An 18,775-nucleotide genomic window follows, 5' to 3' on the forward strand; every position below is an offset into this window, starting at 1 on the left:
TCATGTCCTCACCGAGAGCTTGTCCGACATTCTGACGCCGACGACATTGGTCGCCACGACGACGATCGCGATGGCCAGACCGGGAATGAGCGCAGGCCCGACGAATCCCTGTATCACGCCAGAGCGTCCTTCTTGGACCATCAGTCCCCATTCCGAACTGGGCGGCTGCGCGCCGAAACCGAGGAAGTTCAACGCAGCCAGGCTGAGCAACCCTTCTCCGAACAGCACCACGAGGTAACCGAGCAAGGTCGGCATCAGGTTGGGCAACACATACCGCGTGCACAGCTGAATCGGACCGACGCCCTGCAGCCGATACGCGTCCACGTAAGGCCGGGACAGTTCCTCCAACGCGACAGCCCTGGTGAACTTGGCAATGATCGGCGCGAACGCCAACCCCATCCCGATCACCGCGGTCGCCGGGCCTCGGTCGAACACCGCGATCACCAGCACCACGAACAGCAGCCCAGGGAATGCGAACATCACGTCGGTCAGGCGGGCCAATACCGTGTCGACCCAGCCACGGCGCCACGCTGCGACAACGCCGATCAGCACACCGACCACAGTGGCGAATGCCAGCAGCGCGATCGCCCCGAGCAGGCTCGGCCTGGCGCCGTGGATCACGCGTGACAGCAGGTCACGGCCAAGTTGATCAGTGCCGAACCAGTGCTCGGCGGTCGGCTGCTGGTACAACGCGGAGAAGTCCGTTGCCGATGGGTCGTAGGGCGCGACCCAGTCGGCAAAGATCGCGACGGCCACCGCGAGGGCCAAGATGCCGATGCAGACATAAAACACCCAGGGCTTGGCATTGCGGCCAGAAGCGACCGGTCCGCGCATCTGGAGCGTCATGATCGGTCACTCCTCGCGGTCGAGCGCGGATCAAGCAGCGGATAGGCCAGGTCGACCAGGATCGTCACGACCATGTAGCCGATCACCATGTACAGCAGAATCGCCTGCACCACAGGGAAATCGTGGGTGTTGATGGCCTCGACGAGCAGGCCGCCGAGACCGTTCAGCCCGAACACGCTCTCGATCACCACGGTCCCAGCCAGCATGCCGGCAACCACAAGCCCGCACATGGTCACGACCGGTCCAAGCGAGTTACGCAGCACATGCCGAAGCACGATTTGACGCGTGCTGAGGCCGTAACTTCGGGCCGCTTCGACGTGGTCCAGGCTTTGCTGCTCGACCATGGTTTGCCTGGTCACCCGGCTGATCAGCGCGATCGACCCGAGAGCGAGCGAGATCGCGGGCAACGTCAGGTGATACAGCCGATCACCGAAACCCTCGCCGTCGCCGGCCACCGGGAACCAGCGCAGTTGTACGGCGAAGACCGCCACCAGCACCAAGCCGATCACGAAGTTAGGCACCGAGTTGATGAAGGTCGTGAACCCGGTGACGGCTGAGTCCACCGCGGTTCCCCTGCGTAGCACGGAAAGCACGCCGAGCCCGACTCCAATCAGGATGAACAGCACCGACGCCATCGCGACCAGCGTGAGCGTCATCGGCAGCCGTGACGACAGCAGGTCGGACACCGGCTGCTGGTAGAACATCGAAGTTCCGAGGTCGCCGCGCAGCACGCCCGTGGTCCACAAGGCGTACTGCGCCAGAAACGGCTGGTCGAGATGGTATTCGGCACGCACCGCGGCGATCCGGTCCGGCGTGAGGTTCTCGGGGTTGCCGATCAGGAACGTCACCGGGTCGCCCGGTGCCGCATACATGCCCGCGAAGATCACGAACGAGCTGATGACCAGGGTCAATACCAGGCCACCGAACCGCCGCAGGAGTACCGTTGCCATCTACGCCCCCTTCGCCCCGAGATCGGCGGCCCACGGGTAGTACCGGTAGCAGCCCGACGCGGGCACGCCGGTGACCTTGTTGCTCAGCGCGACCGTCGATGGGCTCTGCACGACCGAGATCCACGGCATCGCATCGGCCCACTTGCTGGCGAGCTCAATCGACAGCTTCGCCCGTTCGGCGTCGTCCAGTGCGGCACGTGCCTTGGCGACCAGCGAGTCGTACTGCGGGTCTTTCAGTACCCATTGGACGGTCGATTTGGACGATCCGTTCTTGTAGAACCCGACGGGGTCGTTCTTGGAGATGAAGTAGTCATCGGTGAACAGATCCGCCTGAGCGCGGAATTCCTTGCTGCTGTAGTAATCGGTGTATTGCTGGGGCGGGATCTGGATGATGCTGGCTTCGAGGCCGATCTTCTTTGCCGCGTCGACAAGGGCGTTCGCGATCACGCTACGGCCATCGGTCGTATCGCTGGCGACGATGATCGGCTTGCGGTCAGGGACTTCGGCAACGAGCTTCTTCGCCGCTTCAATGTCCTGTTCGGACGGTATGGCCGGTGATCCGCCCAGTTGGTCGTACGCGGCCTGGAATGCCGTTGCCTGGTAACCCCAAGCGCCGGGCCCGACGGGTTCCTTCGCTGGCGCGCCGAATCCGGCGAGCGCGGCGCGGGACACACCGTCACGGTCGATCGCGAGGGACAAAGCCTTGCGCAGCCGGACATCGGTCAGCGCACCGCGTTCAGTCACCATCAGGCTCCAGACTCGGGTGTCCGGGCCTTGGCTGACGCTTGTAGTGCCGCCGGTCGCGAGCCTGGTGGCCGAGGAGATGTTCTCCAGGTACGTTCCGTCGCCCGCGCCTGTGACCAGGGAATTCACCAGGGCGTCGTCGTCAGCCCAGCGGAAGGTGATCTTCTCGGTCTTTGCCGCCCTTGCGCTGTCCCAGTACTGGGCGAACTTGCTGATCACGATGTTCTGGCCGGAGTTCCAGGCTTGCAGGGTGAACGGCCCGGAACACGCGTCCTTGCCGCGTGGTGTGCCGTAAGCAGCGCCCTGCTGCTCGACCCCCTTGCGCTCCAGCACAGCACCGCCGTCACCGGCCATGGCCTGCAAGAACACGGCATCAGGTGCCTTGAGGGTGACTGTGACCTGGTTGTCCGCGGTCTTCGCGATCGAGGTGACGCTGGTGAACTCGTCCGACTCGTTGGCGCCGTCGGCGGCGTGCCGCTGCAGGCTCCAGACCACGTCGTCGGCGGTCAGTTTCGCTCCACTGTGGAATGTCACGCCGGAGCGAATGGTGAACGTCAGCGTGTTGGGGCTGGTCCACTCGTACTTCTCCGCGATGCCTGGCTTGATCGTCAGGTCTGGCTGCAGCTGGACGAGCCGTTCGCACACATTGGACAGAATCAGGTCGCTGTTCGCACCGGCGCCGTCGTTGTCAAGGTCCAGAGTGGATGGTTCCTTGGCCATGAACCAGGTCGCTTGGGCGAGCGGGCCTGCCGCCGGGGTCGCGTCGACCAGTTTGACGTTCTGCTTGGCTTCCGATGGCGAGGCCGGTGGATTGCCGCATGCGGCGATCAAAGCCACGGCGGCACAGGGCAAAGCGATGAGCCTGCGTGGTAAACCGGGTCCAGGCATGGCGTTTCCTACTCGTAGAGGTTGAAAGGCATGAGTTCGTACGGGTGCTCGCACGGCGTGCCAGGCGCGACATAGTAGTCGCCTGTGGTCAGATCGACGCAGCTGGACACCAGCGTCGACCACCAGGTGACCGCGGGAGTGCGCTCGTCGGGGTGCTCACACAGCGAGTTGGGGTGTCCAAGATGGTCGGACATGGCGATGTGGATGGCGGATCGGACGTCATCGGACTTCTCCGCCTGAGCCGCAGCCGCCAGCCCCTGCTTGGCGCGGGGCACGCGCAGCAGCGAGTCCGGGGACATCGGCCGATGGGTCGCCGCGAGTTGCGCGGGAACGAATGCCTGGTAATGGTTTCCATGTACGAGCAGACCGTCGGACGGATATTCCCAGCCGATCGGGCCGGGTGTCGTCTCCAGATCGATGGAGTATCCCTCGCGATGCGTGAGCAGCGCGTTGCTTGCGATGTGCGCCTTGGTGTTGACCAGCACGTTCAGCGCGTCGGAGATGGTCGGCGAGTCGAGCACGAGCCTGCGGATCACGGTCTGCGGAACGCCGACGGATTCGTCGAACCGGCCGCCCAACCCGTTGGCGTTGAGCGCGAGGCCCTCGGAATTGGCGCCGTGCCTGCCGACCTGACCGGCCTCGACCTGCATGACAACGGTCGGCTTCGGCGGCTGGACGATCCGTACGATTACGACCGTGTCGCGGACCTGGTGCCGCCAATCCCAGTTCTGTCCACAGTAAACGTGCCCGTCTCCCGCGGCCGGGCCGGTTAGCGAGAACGAGGTGCAACCGTCCACTTCGTCCGGTACGCCCGCGCGGCCGAAACCGCGGTCGTAGACGATCTCGCCTCGGCAGTTGAGCGTGACGATCTCGGCGAGGGAAACGCCTGCGCCGCTTGCGATTCCGGTCATCTCGTCGAACAGTTCAGGGAACTGGTCCTCGATGAGCCGTTGCCATGGCCGAGACCGGTCAAGCACCTCGTGCCACGGTAACCCGCTCTGGTGCTCGAAGGCGCGGGCGTAGTACTCGATGGCGTCCGCGATCAGATCGGCCGCGGCCTGCCCGTACTGCGTGCCGCGATCAAGCGCTGATGTTCCGGAGATCTCGATCGTCCTGAGACTGGCCACGAACGCCCCTGTTCGTATGGATGGTTACATGTGAACCGTCTTCGGTAGTTCCGACTACAGGACCGTAACCTACGGTACAGAGATTGCTCAAGATGTAACGACTGGAACAGGATATCCGGACCGTTACAGCGACTGTCCGTAACGGCGCATCATCAGCCGCAAGATGCCGCCAGCCTGGTAGACCTCACGTTCCCTGGCCGTGTCCAGGCGGACGATCACCTCGAACTCCCGCTTGCCCGCTCGTACGGTAACCGTCTTATCCATAGTGGACAGATCAAAGACCTCATGGCCGGTCAGGCCGAGCGTTGTGGCGTTCTCACCAGGGCGGTACTGCAAAGGGAGAATGCCCGTGCCGATCAAGTTCGAGCGGTGGATCCGTTCGTACGACTCCGCGATCACGGCCCGGACGCCGAGCAGCGCGGTGCCTTTGGCTGCCCAGTCCCGGGAGGATCCCGTGCCATATTGCGCGCCGCCGAGGATGATCAGCGGTACGCCTTCTTCGCGGTAGGCCATGGCGGCGTCGTAGATCGTCTGGACCTCGTTGTCTTTGACCGTCCAGCCACCTTCTCGCTCGACAAGTCGGTTACGTAGCTGGACGTTGGCGAACGCACCTCGGACCATCACCTCATGGTTGCCGCGGCGCGAGGCGTAGGTGTTGAACGCGAACCGCTTCACGCCATGGTCCGCAGGCGAAGACATTGGCCCTGGCTGGCCCAGGACTGTCGGTTCATGAGGCCGACATCGTGCTGGTTCCGCAACACCCACGCACCGGTTTGGCATGGCGACCACGGTGTACTTCGGCGAAAATCGTGCCATTGGCCGCCAAAGTGTGGGCGCAGCTCGCCTTCTACCGCGTACAGCCGCCTTTCCCCGTCCGGGGCAGGTTGTCCGACGACGTCATTCGCGGAGACGACCCGTTGCCATCAGTACCGAAGCGACTGTTCGTACCCGACCACGAAGTGTTCGTGTACACACTCGCCCGTCTGCCCACTGTCCGCGAACCGTGGCTACGCAAGATCTACGATCAAGTGAAAAATGGCTTTTCCCCGTTCTAGCCCAGGTGTTTCATGTGATCCCGGGATGATCTTGTGTTGAGTCTGGTTGATCTCGCGGCGAGCGATTCGAGAGATAGGCGCGAGCATGCCGCCGACCTGCTGTCGTGTCGGCCGCTCCGGGGTCTTTCGGGTCGTCGGGACAGGGTGGACGGGTCAGGTGAACGCGGCACGGATCCTCAACCACGCCTCGGCGATGGCATCGGCGTATTTCCAGGTCCGGTCGATACGGAGGCGGACCTGCCGGGCGCTGCGGGTGATGCGGGCGGCCACGTGCAACACCAGATTGCGGAAGGTGGCGATCTCGGCATGCGCCAACTCCGGTGTGCCGGTGAACCCGAGCAGTTTGGCCCAGCACACCAGATCCGTGGCTGCCAGCAGGGTTTCCAGCCAGGCGACGTTCTCATCCCACCCCCGGCAGGGAAGGTTACGCAGCCCGGCGGCTTTGCCTTCCCGGATGCGGTCTTCGACCCGGGCGTGCTGGCGGTGGTCAAGCTCCAGCCCGGCGTTCTGACCGGGGATCACCCGCTCGGGAATGTCGGTGATGAACGCGGTGATCCGGTGCCCGTCGACGTCGGTGAACCGCAACTGCGCACCGGGATGGGGACGTTCGGCGCGCAGCAGCACCCGGGAGCCTTCCGGCCAGGCTGTCAGGTCCAGCAGGCCGGTGACCTCGGCGACCCAGGCGCCGTCCCGGATCCCGCCATCCGACTCGATCGCGGATTGCCAGCACTGGTCGGGCACCTCATCCACGATGGCCTGGATGCGGGCGTCCACGGGGAACCCGAAGGAGAACCACACCCCACGATCCCGGCACGCCGTCGCGAAGGCGTGGGTGGCGCCGGCGGAGTCCGAGCGGGCCACCACCCGCACCGTGTCCGGGTCACCCGGCCGAGGCCGGGCGTGCTCGGGCAGGGCGGCCAACGCCTGCTCCAGCACGGTGACATGATCGGCGGCGGTGTTGCTGCCCGCGTTGCCCGGACGCAGCAACCCGGCCAGGGCCTCGCCGCCGGAGACCTCCGGGCGGTCCAGAAACGCCAGCAACGGGTGAAACCCGAACGTGCGTTTCCAGGTTTTCGCCGCGTTTTGCTTGGTCTCCGCGTGCGAGATCGTGACTGTGGCGTCGAAATCGATCCGCAGCAGCTGTGTCAGGTCCGGGGTGGCGCCGGCGGCCCAGGCCCGTTCCCGTGCCGCTGCCCGCGCGGCACGCACCCTGGACAGATGGGCCGGGTCAACGCGGTCCAGCATCCGCCAGGTGGTCGGCATCGACGCGACCGGCCCGCATACCTCGTGCCGGTCGCCGAACACCTCGATGTGGGAGACACAGTCGCCGCCATCTGCGATCGCGACCGCCAGGTCGGTGAACACCCGGCCTGGCGCGTGCTGCCACCGTCCGGCATAGGTGTCGGCCAGCGCAGTGCTGATCCCGCTCACCAGCCCGGTATCCCAGGCCAGTTCCCGCAGCATTCCGACCCCGGCATGCGACACGACACCCGTACCGTCCGCGCTGACCTTGACCCGGCGGGACCGTTCGATACGCTTCATCCGCGAAGTGCCTTCCCGTTCGAGAACCTGGACCCTAGACAAGTCCCAGTTTCCCTTACAGGGCAGGCACTTCGTTCTATCTACGGCTCGTGTCGCGGCTATCCGCGTGAAACACCTGGGCTAGACTGCGCGCCACGTTCCGTCTGCACCGAGGGCGAGTCCTCTTCGGCCCGTTCACCGAAATCGACCCCGCCGAACTCAACGCACTCGAAACCGAGATCGGTCATCCGCTGCCAAGCGAGTATCGAGCGTTCATTCAAGAGGCCAACGGCGGCACCATGGCGTACGACGTCCTCGTGCCACCGGACAAAGGTGAGATCATCGGGTTCACCGAACTGTTCCACATCGGCCGGAACGAGCAAGGCGAGTACGGTTACGGCACCCTCATTGGCGAGTACCGCAGGCGAAACAGCCTGTGGTTGAGCGAACACGTCTCGATGGAGCGGCTGTTGCCGATCGCGCGCGACGGTGGCAACGACATTTTGTTCCTCGATCTGGACGCGGCGAACGTGGTCGCCTTCGTCCATGGACTGCCCGAGTGGACAGGCCGCACCCAGCAGAACATCCTTGCCATTGTCGGGGACACGTTCGACGCCTACCTCGACAGCCTCTTCATCAGCGACGAAACCACCGAGTTGAACTGGGAAGATGCGCAGGACGCGGGACCTGACGACCCCTGGCGTCAGGCGGTCGAATACTGACTCGACGAGGGCGTGCCGGATTGGCGGACCCGCTCATGGGGGCCTCAGGACGGTTGAAACAACACCGAACGGTGGTAGAAATAGAACGCGTTCTACTTCCGTGGAGGTGCGTGGATGGATGTCCCAACGGTCACCGATCTGCTGCTGGCCCGCGCCGAGGATCATGAGCAGGGCTTGCGGTTCGAGGACGAGACGTACACCTGGGCTGAGCACGCCCACCTTTCGAGAAGCTATGCGGCGACACTCAAGGCGGACCTGAATTGGGACATACCGCCGCACGTGGGCATTCTGGCCGACAACGTGCCCGCGTTCTCCTTCCTGCTCGGGGCTTGCGCGTTCTCCGGGGCCGTGTTGGTCGGGTTGAATTCGACCAGGCGCGGTGCGGCGCTGAAGCGGGATATCGAGCTTGCGGATTGTCAGTTCGTCCTCGCCGAGCCGACCTACCAGCCGTTGTTGGCGGGGCTCGGCATAGAAGTATGCGACCTGGACGGCCTCGACAAAGGCAAGCCGGTCGATCCAGTCCCCGCGAAGTTCGACGACCTGCTGATGCTGATCTTCACCTCGGGGACGAGCGGGGATCCAAAGGCGGTCCGGTGCACACACGGCAAAGTCGCGTACCCCGGCCGGATGCTTGCCGAGCGGTTCGGACTGTCCACCAAAGACACTGTTTACGTCTCGATGCCGATGTTCCACTCGAACGCCATCATGGCTGGTTGGGGTGTCGGGCTCGCCGCAGGTGCGAACATCGCGCTGCGGCGCAGGTTCTCCGCTTCGGGATTCCTGCCCGATGTCCGGAAGTTCCAAGTGACCTATGCCAACTACGTCGGCAAGCCATTGTCCTATGTGGTCGCTACCCCGGCGGAACCTGACGACGCGGACAACCCACTAAAGATTGTTTACGGCAACGAAGGCGCCACCGGCGACCTGAACGCGTTCGCGGAACGCTTCGGCTGCAAGGTGATTGACGCGTTCGGGTCCACTGAGGGCGGCATAGGTTTCTCACGTACCGACGACGCGCCACCCGGTTCCCTTGGCAGGCCGACCGAGGACGTAGCCATCCTTCATCCGGACACCGGCCGCCAATGCCCGCCTGCCGAGTTCGACGGAGAAGGCCGTGTGACCAACGGAGAAGAAGCGATCGGCGAGTTGGTCAACACGACAGGCGCGGGCTTTTTTGCCGGGTACTACCGGGATCCCGATGCTGACGCTGATCGTCTGAGGGGCGGGCAGTACCACACCGGTGACCTCGCATACGCCGACAAAGACGGGTACTACTACTTCGTCGGACGACTCGGCGACTGGCTTCGGGTCGACGGCGAGAACCTTGGCACCGCGCCGATCGAGCGGATCCTGTTGCGCCACCCCAAGATCAGTGAAGTCGCCGTCTACGCCATCCCTGATCCGAAGGTCGGGGACCAGGTGATGGCGGCCATTGTCACCACGCTTGACGAACCTGCCGAGTTCGGCAGCTTCCTCGCCGAACAGCCCGACCTTGGGCCAAAACAGGTGCCCAGCTACGTCCGAATCATGCGGGAACTGCCGCAGACCGCCACGTTCAAGGTCATCAAGCGGCACCTGGCCGCCGAAGGCCTTGATTGCGATGACGTGATCTGGACGCGCAACGAATATGCAGGTTCCTGAACGACCGCTCCGAGAAGGCTTCCGGTCTACGTAAACTGCCAACCGTTTCGGTCAATGAAAAACCAACCACTCCTGCAAGGTTGTCACTACCGAACGGGGCAGCGATGGAATGCGATATCGGCAGACGGACCTTCGTGTTAGGCCTAGTCGCCGTGGCCTCCACGATCGGGACCACGGCACACGCGCAACCGACCTTCACCAGGTCCGCTGGTGTCGCCGAGCTCGGCCAGTCACCGAAGGCGTTATGCCTGCTCGGCAGCAGCTGGGTTCTGGTCGACGAAGACGGCACCACCTATCCGACAACCGGACTCGAAGGCGCCACCGTCCTGGACGTGGCGACGGACGCCCGGGGCGTCCTCGCGGTGGGTTCGCGCCCGGCGCCGCCATTCACCGAGGCTACAGTCTGGCAGTCCGCTGACGGCCTGACCTGGCACGAGACGATGCGACTCACCGGCACGAACACCGAATTCACCGGCGTCGGGTTCGGCCCCGGCACCGCGATGGCGTTGGGCTCCGGGCTCACGGAAGAACGCGCGCCCACGCGAACGATCGCCGCACGTAGAACACCGCAAGGCTGGTCCGAAGTCCCCGTCACAGGCCTCGAACAGACCGCCGAACACGCCATCACCACGTTGTCCGGCAACCGTTCCGGATGGATCGCCGCCGCGGTCACCCAGGATGGCACGACGCTGTACCGATCCCCCGACGGTTCGGCGTGGAGCACGGTCGACGCAGGTCAGCTGGACGACACGGCCGTGCAAGGAATCCTGTTGGAAGACAACGCGATTCGCTGGGTCGCCAACGCGATCGGCGGGTCCGCGGCGATCACGGGCACAGTCGGCGCTGGTCGTCGACCGGTCGCCGTGCCGGAGAACGCGCAGCTTGTGGGTGCGGCGAGGAGCAGGCGCGGTCCGCTGTCCTATTGGCTTGTCGACGGCCGGCCCGTGACGGCAGGGATCTGAGCGATGATCACATTCAGCAAGATCGACGGCACATCCGTGTACTACTGGCGGTCGAACCGACCGAACACAACTGCCCGCAACTGGCAATGCACGCAAGAATTCTACGACCGCCTGGTGCTGTGGATCCGCGATCTACGGTCGCTATCCAGCGCGTACGGCACCATTTCCTACGTCGTGTCCGCCGGTTTCTACGTGAACAAACCGGGTGAACACGGCGCCGGGACGGCTGCGGACATCGACCACATCCAGTGGAGCAGTGGCACGGTCTGCACGCCGCTCGACCGGCACCACGCATCGACCAATATAGCCCTGCGCAGGCGCTATCTGGCACTCGACGCTGTTACCCGACGCAGGTTCCGATACGTGCTGAACGGTTGGTACAACGCCGATCACGCAGACCACATCCATGCCGACTTCGGCGGTCTGCCAATCCGCCTCCTCACCGGCTCAGAAAGCGACACGAAGTTCATTCAGGCGGCCTGCAACAACTTCCGTAATGCCGGTCTCGCAATCGACGGCGCCTGGGGACCATTGACGCAATCCGCCTACAACTCGATGAAGTCCGCCCTAGGCGTGTCCGGCGACCCAACAAGCGGCGCGGCACCATATCAGCAACTGCTATCCGGAATAGCCCAGCACGGATTCGCCAACACCGCGATCTAGCCACACCCCCGCGTGTCCACCGGCTCCCACTCGCGTGTCCACCGGCTCCGTCATGGTGAGTTGAACCCGCGAGCGGCGCACAGCGAGTACCAGCCGCGCTGGAAGCGAGTCGAGCAGTTTGACACACCGTGACGGAACGGTGGACACGCGTCAAGGGCGGAGCAATGAAAGACGCCCTGAAGTGCAAGCCCCGAAGCGCAAAGAACCCCGCTGGAACAAGACACGCCCGCAAGCAACGTGCAACACGGTGTGCCGCAACGGTGGACACACCCTTCAGGAACGGTGGACACGGTGTGCCGGAACGGTGGACACGCCGCGTTCATTATTCAACGAGCTTGCCTACTGTGGATACTTCCCTCATCAATGAGGCGATCTCGGGCGGGACGGGCGGGATCGCCTCCCGCTCAATCCACCCCGGACCCGACCACACCAGGTTGACCTGCAACTCGGGATCCATGTCCGGGTAGTCCGAACGGTTGTGGCATCTGTGCTTCCCCTCGTAGCGTGGAGACCTGAACCAAGAGAGATGATCAGGTCGTGGGAGATAAGAGGCGCCGGTTTGATCCGGAGTTTCGGGCGGGTGCGGTGCGCATCGTGTCCGAGACCGGCAAGTCGGTGGCGCAGGTCGCACGGGATCTGGGGATCAGCGCGTACACCCTGCACAACTGGGTACAGGCCGACCGGCGCCAGACCGGGCAGCCCGCAGACGGGTTGAACGAGGCCGAGCGTGCGGAGTTGGCCCGGCTGCGGGCCGAACGAGCACAGTGGGCGAAGGAGAAGGCCGAGTTGGAGATGGAGCGTGATGTGCTCAAGCGCTCCGTGGTCCTGTGGGTGAAGGACGCGATGAACCAGTGATCGTGGCGGAGTTCATCGCGTCCCAGAGGACCAAGCACGGTGTCCCGCATGCGATCGCCTGCCGGGCCTTGGAGGTCTCGCAGTCCTGGTTCTACAAGTGGATCAACCGCAAGCCCACTGCCCGTGATCAGCGGCGGGAGCAGTTGGATGAGCAGATCAGGAGGTTGTTCACTGTTTCGGGTGAGACCTATGGCAGTCCCCGGATCACCCGTGACCTGCGGGAGGCCGGCTGGAAGGTCTCGGAGAACACCGTGGCGGCGCGGATGGTCGAGCTCGGTCTGGCCGGACGACCGCCGAAACGCCGGCGGTCGCTGACCCGGCCGGGGAAACGGCCAGTGGCTCGCGATCTGGTTCGGCGGAACTTCACCGCGGTGGCACCGGATGTGTTGTGGTGCGGGGATGTCACGCAGATCGACACCGATGAGGGGCCGCTGTATCTCGCGACCACTGAGGATCTGTTCTCCCGCCGGATGCTGGGTTACGCGATGTCCGCCCACCATGACGCGGCTGTGGTGGTGGCGTCGCTGCGGATGGCCGCGACCACCCGGGGCGGGGACGTGGACGGGGTGATCTTCCATACCGACCGCGGATCGGAATACACCGCCGCAGCGACCGCGGCGGCCTGCCGGACGCTGGGTGTGGTGCAGTCGATGGGCCGGGTCGGGTCCGCATTGGACAACGCCGCGGCCGAGGCGTTCAACAGCACACTCAAGGTCGAATTCGTACACCGACACCGGTTCACTACCCGAGCTGAGGCGCGGATCAAGGTCGCGACCTGGATCGCGGACTTCTACAACACCACCCGCCGGCACAGCGCCAACGACGGCCTGGCCCCGATCCCGTTCGAGCATCAGATGGCACACGCACGAGCAGTATCAGCGACGCAGGTCAGAACCGAAGTGGCATAAACCGTCTCCACGATCTGAGGGGATTGACAATCCCCTGGTTTCACGACGTTCGAGCGCGGCCTCCAAGGTCGCACGGGCCGCGAGCGCCGATGACTTCAGGTCGAAGGCATGCGCGAGGTCCTGGAAACCTGCGAGGTCCGGGTGCACGCCGACGTTGTTCATCCGTTCCTCGATCTCGTCGAGTTCGGACAGTCCTTTGAGGAGACCCGCTTCATCTCGGACCACCCCCGCGTGCTCGGTCATCGTGTTGCGCAAGGCCCGCTGCAGTGCGCGAACGTTTTCCTGGCCGTCAGCCGCGAGCAGGGCGTCTACTTCGGCCCGGGCTTCGCCGAGCACGACCCGCGACCGGCGCTGGGCTGCCAGTTCCGCTGAGTAGCGGGCGGCGATCTCGCCGACGATCCTGCCGTACACCAGCAGCTCGATCAGGGAGTTGCCACCAAGCCGGTTGGCGCCGTGCAATCCGCTGGCGGCCTCACCGATCGCGTACAGCCCATCGACGCCGGTCGAGTGATCCTCCGGCTGTACCCACACTCCGCCCATCGAGTAGTGGGCCGTCGGCGCTACTTCCATTGGCTCACGGGTGATACCGCGCATCTGCAACTCGAGCAGTGTCTGGTACACCCGCGGCAACCGTCGCATGATCGTCTCGCGCGGCAGGTGCGACACATCCAGCCAGACGCCGCCATCAGGCGTGCCGCGTCCTTCCTTGATCTCGGTATAAGCGGCCAGCGCAACCCTGTCGCGGGTGGACAATTCCATGCGTGCCGGGTCGTAATTGGACATGAACCGCTCGCCCAAACCGTTACGCAGGATGCCGCCTTCGCCGCGCGCGGCCTCGGAGACGAGTGTCCCGGCGGCGTCTTCCGGTGCGATCAGGCCAGACGGGTGGAACTGTACGAGTTCGGGATCACGGATTCGGCCACCGGCCATCACCGCGAGCCGGAAGGAGTCTCCCGTGTTCTCGTCACGGCGGGAGGACGTGCGCCGCCAGATCCGGGTATGCCCGCCAGCGGCGAGAATCACCACGTCGGCGTGGAACACGTATCGCGTGCCGTTTTCCAGGTCGAAGCCGTACGCACCGAAGACAACATTGTCACGCACCAGGATTTGGGTGATGTAGCACGTGTCGTGCATGGGAACATTCAGCTGTGTTGCCCGGTTCACCAGTGTCCGCTGGATTTCCAGACCCGTGTAGTCACCGGCGAACGACGTCCGCCGGAACGTGTGCGCACCGAAGAACCGCTGCGATATCCGGCCGTCTTCCTCACGTGCGAACGGCATTCCCCATCGCTCAAGGTCAGCGATGCCACGCGGGGCGTTCTCGGCCACGATCCGGACGGTATCCGGATTCGCGAGCAGGTAGCTCTCTTTGATGGTGTCGGCGGCGTGCTGCTGCCAGGTATCCTCCTCGTCCATTGTGGCCAGTGCGGCGTTGATCCCGCCAGCGGCCAACGTTGTGTGCGCATCAGCCTTCGCCCGCTTGCCAACCACACGAACGTCCACACCACGCTCGGCCAGCTCGATGGCGGCCCGCAAACCCGCGCCGCCGCTGCCGATCACCAGGACGGAGGTCGCGATCTGGTGCTCTGTATTGTTCATGACCGCACCTGCGCATCGAATGCGAGCCAATCCCCGAGACTGATCACCCCGAATTGGGCGCCTTGACGCGGAAGTAGCGTGTCGTAGTGCATGTGCGCACCGAAGTAGCGTGCATCGGAATCCTGCACGACCGCACGGGAGTCATTGCGAGCAACCAACACCTTGCGGACCCATTCGTCCAATCCGAACTTGTCCGGACCGGCGATCTCCAGCCGCCCGCCAAGCGGCTTGCCCACGGCCGCACGCCCGACGGCCGCAGCGACATCGTCAGCCGCCATCGGCTGCACACCCGCACCGGGCAACCGGACCACGCCATCCTTTGTGGACATGTCGGCGATCCCGACGGCGAATTCGAAGAACTGGGTGGCGTGCACGATGGAGTAGTGCAGGCCGGATGCCATGATCAGGTCTTCCTGCGCCGCCTTCGCCCTGAAGTACCCGATCTCCGGATGCCGGCTGGAGCCGACGACCGACAGCGCGACGTAGTGGCCGATGCCTTCTTCCTGCGCGGCGTCGATCAGGTTCCCTGTGGACGTCCGGAAGAACGTCATCACGTCGTCGTCGGCGAACGACGGCGAGTTCGAGACGTCGACCAGCACGTCGGCGCCCCGCAGTGCCGCTTTGAGGCCTTCGCCGGTGAGGGTGTCCACACCGGTCGCCGGTGCGGCCGCGACGGCGTTGTGGCCGTGGTCACCCAGCCGGCCGACCAGTTTGGAGCCGATCAGGCCGGTGCCACCGATGACAACTATCTTCATGGAGCTGCCCTCCGTGTCTTGTCTCAGTCACTGACTAAGACACCGCAGCTCGCCGAAATGTGACAACTAAGGGGATACGGCGATTCTTGTGTCGATACCGGCATCTGGATCCAGGATGTAGTGCTCGGTGGCGGTTGCACGGTAGAGGCGCAGCCGTGCGTCGCCCGTCACACTGTCGAGGCCGAACTCCTTGAGACCGCTTTCCACTGACACTCGGGAGTACAGCGCAAGCGCTGCTTCCAGATCCTCGGAGGCCACCTGCGCTGCCGTAGCCACCATGTAGACGGCCTGAGCGTTGCCTGGAAGAACGGTCGTGTCGTAGATGACGATCGACAGCTCCGGGCGTACGGCGAGGTTCTTGGAATGGCGGGTCTCTGGCGAGGACAGCCAGTAGAACTCGCGACAGTTCTCGGTGGCGAACCACACCGGCGACGCCCACGGCAGACCAGATTCGTCTGCTGTGGCCAGTGTCATGAACGAGTTCGCGTCCAGCACGGCGCGTGCGATGGCATCCCCAGACATGGGGCGCACCCTACTGGCGGATGTCGCCGGGATCCAGTGACTGGTCGATCCGTTAGTCCAGCTGTGGCAGGATTTCCTGGGCGAAGTACTCGATGTGGTCCACATCGAACTGTTGCGGAGTCTGGACGTAAAGCCGGGTGATGCCCTCCTCCGCCAGCTTGCCGATCCCGTCGACGATCTGTGCGGGCGAACCGACAAGGCCATTTTTCAGCATCTCGGGGAAGCCACCCACAGACCGCTTGGCCACTTCGGCATCGTCACGCCCGCACGCGAGCGATCACCGACAACCGCACCGAGGCCGGGTCCCGGCCAATCGCTTGGCAGGCCGCCGCCACTCGCTCACGCTGGGGAGCGATGTCCACCAAGGCCGGGAAGTCGTAGTTGTACTCGTCTGCCCATTGCGCGACCCGCCGAGGTGTGCGGCGCGGGCCGCGTCCGCCCATCACGATCGGCGGCCGCGGACTCTGCACCGGCTTGGGCAACGCGGGCGAGTCGGTGAGCTGGTAGTGCTTTCCCTGATAGGAAAACCGTTCGCCCACTGGGGTTTGCCACAAGCCTGTGATGATCTCCAGCTGTTCCTCGAACCGGTCGATTCGCTCACCCGTGTCCGGAAACGGCACGCCGTACGAGGCGTGTTCGGGTTCGTACCAGCCTGGTGCGAACCCGAAGTCGACGCGGCCGCCACTCATCTGGTCCACTTGGGCCACCGCGATCGCCAATGGCCCTGGCTGGCGGAACGTCGCCGCCGTCATCAACGTGCCGAGGCGGATCGAGCGGGTTTCCCTTGCAAGGGCCGCCAAGGTCAGCCAGGCATCCGTCGAACCGGGAAAACCGGACTCCCCCGATCGCTTCGAGGTGATCGGAGCGGAAAAACCCGGCAAACCCGAGATATTCCGCCGCTTTCGCGGCTTCGGCGATGTCGTCGTACGTCGCGCCCTGCTCTGGATTGGTGAACAGATGCAGTTCCACACGTCCATAGCACCACACCCCGGGCATCGCGGCGACGCCCCGGACCGCAACTTCGCGCCGGTGTACGGGCTGACTCAGGGCGCGAGGATGTCCAGTAGCGCGTTCTTCATCGGCGCGCGGCTGCCGGTCACCATGGTGAAGAGTGCTTCTCTGACAAGGCGTTCACCTTGGCCGCCGGCGAGCATCGAGTCTGCGCCCTCGGCGACGAAGACCGCACCGGCGGCGCGGTACGCAAGACTCGCTGCCGCCGCACGGGCGTCGAACAGTGCCTGCGGGTCCGCCATTCCTTCATCCAATGTGGACCGGACTGAGCTGACCTCCGCGTCGATCGCTTCCGCCGACGCGGTACGGCCAAGGGATTCGAGTATCCGGGCGCATCGGACGGCGAGACCTGTTGGCACGGCGCCGTTCAGCCGGTAACCGAGTTGCTGGACTTCTCGGAACTGCTCGGCCGGGGTCTCCGACATGATCACCGCGTCGGAGATGAACACGTTGTCGAACGTCAGCCGGACGGTCTCTGACGCGTCGACCGCGATCAGGTTGTACCTGGTCGCGGGGATGTCCTTGGCCTCGATCAACGCCGACACCACCGTCTCACCGGCGTTGGCGACGACCTGCATGAGATCGACGATCCCCCAGCCGCTGACGAACGGCGCGTCACCGTCGAAGATCCAGCCACCGTCGGCCTTGGTGGCACGCAGGCGAGGCGGGTCGGCCAATGCTCCCGCGGACGCGACACCGCTCGTCTTCCGGCCTGCCACCAGGTCCTCGTAGTGCCGCGCCCGCAGGGATTCATTCGTGGTCTTGGCCACGCCGAGAACTGCGGCGTGATGCTGCAGCCAGGTGAACGTCGTCGGCAGGCAGCCACCAGCGAGCGTCTCGATCACCGTCACGATGCCTTCGAACCCCACGCCGGCATCAGGCGCCGCGATGCCGTAGAACCCCTCACGTGCCAGTACGCGGAAATGGCTTGGCGGAATCACTCCGCGGACGTCGACTTCCTTCGCGTCCGGCAGGAATACGTTCTCCGCGATCCACTGTGCCCGCTCGACGAGGTCCGTCACCTGGTCATTCTACCGTTCCGCCAACGTCACCCCGCCCGAACTCCACAACGAGGGCGAAACCTCGGTCAGCAACACCCGGATGCTCTCGTCACGCACTCCGAGGCTGTCACGGACCGCGTCGTGCACGGCCTTCAAACACGCGCGCAGCGTCTCCGGATCACGGCCCTCAGCAACGGAAATCTGGACAAGCGGCACATCAGCCTCCAACCACGACACGGCCAAGCGAACTGAACGATGCCGACACGGTGGACTCCTTGACCACCGGCACGGCGTCGGTCATGCCGCCAGTCAACACGATCCAACCGGCCCGCATCCGGCGGCCACGGCGGCCGAGGTCGTTCGCGGCCAGTGCGATTGCCTCGGCTGGGTGTCCTTGCACGGCCGCGCCGGTCGCGGTGTCGACGACATTGCTGTCCACTTCGAGCGAGCATGCCTCCGCCGCCAAGTCGAAGCCTTCGACCTCGCGCGCGATCGGGCCCGTCACGAAAGCGCCCGACGAGGCGTTGTCTGCCACGACATCGGGCAGCGTGAAACGGAAATCGGCGTAGCGGCTGTCGATGATCTCTATACCCGAGAACACGTATTCGATCGCACCGAGCGCGGTCGCCGCCGTGACACCGGGTCCTTCGAGGTCACGCTTGAGGGTGACGGCGATCTCCGGCTCGGCGCGTGGGTGGATCAGCTTGTCCATCGGGACCGGCACGCCGGTCGGCAGGAGCATCGCGTCGGTCAGCCATGCGGTGAGCGGGCTGTCCACGTTCATCCGTTGCTGCTTGGCACGGGAGGTCAGGCCCAGTTTGACGCCGATCAGCGTCTCACCCCTGGCCAGCCGCAGCCGCAGGGTCTCGTCCTGGATCCGGTACGCGGTCTCCAAGTCCAAATCGGACCACGTGTCGGTCAACGGTGGCCCGTCGGTCCTGTCGTCCTCGCGGGCGAGTAAAAGCCGGGCAGCCTCTTCGACTGTCATTACGCCACTTCCTATGT

Annotated in this window: 19 protein-coding genes and 1 pseudogene; 7 read left to right on the forward strand and 13 right to left on the reverse strand. The window is 64.6% G+C overall.

Features of this window, described 5'->3' with window-relative positions:
- From LWC34_RS18300 to LWC34_RS18320, 5 genes are all read right to left on the reverse strand, one after another.
- On the reverse strand, window positions 1-846 hold the full coding sequence (locus LWC34_RS18300; protein WP_233726244.1) for an ABC transporter permease: 846 nt from the start codon (window positions 844-846) through the stop codon (window positions 1-3).
- Window positions 843-1,796 carry an ABC transporter permease gene (locus LWC34_RS18305; RefSeq protein ID WP_233726245.1) on the reverse strand — a complete coding sequence of 318 codons (954 nt, stop codon included), beginning with the start codon at window positions 1,794-1,796 and terminating at the stop codon, window positions 843-845. The genes LWC34_RS18300 and LWC34_RS18305 overlap by 4 nt, the downstream gene beginning before the upstream one ends.
- A complete protein-coding gene (locus LWC34_RS18310; protein ID WP_233726246.1) occupies window positions 1,797-3,428 on the reverse strand; it encodes an ABC transporter substrate-binding protein in 1,632 nt (543 codons plus the stop codon).
- 8 nt (window positions 3,429-3,436) lie between these two features.
- Window positions 3,437-4,555: a C45 family autoproteolytic acyltransferase/hydrolase gene (locus LWC34_RS18315; RefSeq protein ID WP_233726247.1), complete on the reverse strand. Its 1,119-nt coding sequence runs from the start codon at window positions 4,553-4,555 to the stop codon at window positions 3,437-3,439.
- Window positions 4,556-4,678: 123 nt separating this feature from the next.
- On the reverse strand, window positions 4,679-5,230 hold the full coding sequence (locus tag LWC34_RS18320) for a hypothetical protein (protein WP_233726248.1): 552 nt from the start codon (window positions 5,228-5,230) through the stop codon (window positions 4,679-4,681).
- A 140-nt stretch (window positions 5,231-5,370) separates the two neighbouring features.
- Here LWC34_RS18320 and LWC34_RS18325 point away from each other — a divergent pair, with 140 nt between their 5' ends.
- Window positions 5,371-5,610, forward strand: a complete 240-nt coding sequence (locus LWC34_RS18325; RefSeq protein ID WP_233726249.1) for a hypothetical protein — start codon at window positions 5,371-5,373, stop codon at window positions 5,608-5,610.
- Between the two features lie 153 nt (window positions 5,611-5,763).
- On the opposite strand, the gene LWC34_RS18330 is transcribed toward LWC34_RS18325, so the two are convergent.
- Window positions 5,764-7,152, reverse strand: a complete 1,389-nt coding sequence (locus tag LWC34_RS18330) for an IS1380 family transposase (RefSeq protein ID WP_233723285.1) — start codon at window positions 7,150-7,152, stop codon at window positions 5,764-5,766.
- 182 nt (window positions 7,153-7,334) lie between these two features.
- On the opposite strand from LWC34_RS18330, the gene LWC34_RS18335 reads away from it, so the two are divergent.
- The 6 genes from LWC34_RS18335 to LWC34_RS18360 all read left to right on the forward strand — a co-directional run bounded on the left by LWC34_RS18335 (window position 7,335) and on the right by LWC34_RS18360 (window position 12,882).
- A complete protein-coding gene (locus tag LWC34_RS18335) occupies window positions 7,335-7,853 on the forward strand; it encodes an SMI1/KNR4 family protein (RefSeq protein ID WP_308200095.1) in 519 nt (172 codons plus the stop codon).
- Between the two features lie 114 nt (window positions 7,854-7,967).
- A complete protein-coding gene (locus tag LWC34_RS18340) occupies window positions 7,968-9,494 on the forward strand; it encodes a long-chain-fatty-acid--CoA ligase (protein ID WP_233726250.1) in 1,527 nt (508 codons plus the stop codon).
- Between the two features lie 152 nt (window positions 9,495-9,646).
- The gene (locus LWC34_RS18345) at window positions 9,647-10,456 is read left to right on the forward strand and encodes a hypothetical protein (protein WP_233726251.1); all 810 of its coding nucleotides are present in this window, start codon (window positions 9,647-9,649) and stop codon (window positions 10,454-10,456) included.
- A 3-nt stretch (window positions 10,457-10,459) separates the two neighbouring features.
- Entirely contained in the window at window positions 10,460-11,119 is a 660-nt protein-coding gene (locus tag LWC34_RS18350) for an extensin family protein (RefSeq protein ID WP_233726252.1), read from the forward strand.
- A gap of 537 nt (window positions 11,120-11,656) precedes the next feature.
- Entirely contained in the window at window positions 11,657-11,974 is a 318-nt protein-coding gene (locus LWC34_RS18355; RefSeq protein ID WP_233722568.1) for a transposase, read from the forward strand.
- Window positions 11,971-12,882 carry an IS3 family transposase gene (locus LWC34_RS18360; protein ID WP_233722569.1) on the forward strand — a complete coding sequence of 304 codons (912 nt, stop codon included), beginning with the start codon at window positions 11,971-11,973 and terminating at the stop codon, window positions 12,880-12,882. Before LWC34_RS18355 ends, LWC34_RS18360 begins: the two co-directional genes overlap by 4 nt.
- Here LWC34_RS18360 and LWC34_RS18365 read toward each other — a convergent pair.
- The 7 genes and pseudogenes from LWC34_RS18365 to LWC34_RS18395 all read right to left on the reverse strand — a co-directional run bounded on the left by LWC34_RS18365 (window position 12,850) and on the right by LWC34_RS18395 (window position 18,758).
- Complete coding sequence (locus LWC34_RS18365; protein ID WP_233726253.1) at window positions 12,850-14,481, reverse strand: FAD-dependent oxidoreductase; 1,632 nt, start codon at window positions 14,479-14,481, stop codon at window positions 12,850-12,852. The two genes, LWC34_RS18360 and LWC34_RS18365, sit on opposite strands and share 33 nt — an antisense overlap.
- The gene (locus tag LWC34_RS18370) at window positions 14,478-15,236 is read right to left on the reverse strand and encodes an SDR family oxidoreductase (RefSeq protein ID WP_233726254.1); all 759 of its coding nucleotides are present in this window, start codon (window positions 15,234-15,236) and stop codon (window positions 14,478-14,480) included. Before LWC34_RS18370 ends, LWC34_RS18365 begins: the two co-directional genes overlap by 4 nt.
- A 66-nt stretch (window positions 15,237-15,302) precedes the next feature.
- Complete coding sequence (locus tag LWC34_RS18375; RefSeq protein ID WP_233726255.1) at window positions 15,303-15,758, reverse strand: pyridoxamine 5'-phosphate oxidase family protein; 456 nt, start codon at window positions 15,756-15,758, stop codon at window positions 15,303-15,305.
- A gap of 52 nt (window positions 15,759-15,810) precedes the next feature.
- Window positions 15,811-16,727: pseudogene (locus tag LWC34_RS18380) on the reverse strand (TIGR03560 family F420-dependent LLM class oxidoreductase).
- 74 nt (window positions 16,728-16,801) lie between these two features.
- Window positions 16,802-17,791: an acyl-CoA dehydrogenase family protein gene (locus LWC34_RS18385; RefSeq protein WP_233726256.1), complete on the reverse strand. Its 990-nt coding sequence runs from the start codon at window positions 17,789-17,791 to the stop codon at window positions 16,802-16,804.
- A gap of 9 nt (window positions 17,792-17,800) precedes the next feature.
- Complete coding sequence (locus LWC34_RS18390; RefSeq protein WP_233726257.1) at window positions 17,801-17,986, reverse strand: tautomerase family protein; 186 nt, start codon at window positions 17,984-17,986, stop codon at window positions 17,801-17,803.
- A 1-nt stretch (window position 17,987) separates the two neighbouring features.
- Window positions 17,988-18,758 (reverse strand): 2-keto-4-pentenoate hydratase, encoded by a 771-nt coding sequence (locus LWC34_RS18395; protein WP_233726258.1) that lies wholly within the window; start codon window positions 18,756-18,758, stop codon window positions 17,988-17,990.
- Window positions 18,759-18,775: the final 17 nt, after the last annotated feature.

The sequence above is a fragment of the Kibdelosporangium philippinense genome (assembly GCF_021390435.2).
Lineage (GTDB): Bacteria > Actinomycetota > Actinomycetes > Mycobacteriales > Pseudonocardiaceae > Kibdelosporangium > Kibdelosporangium philippinense.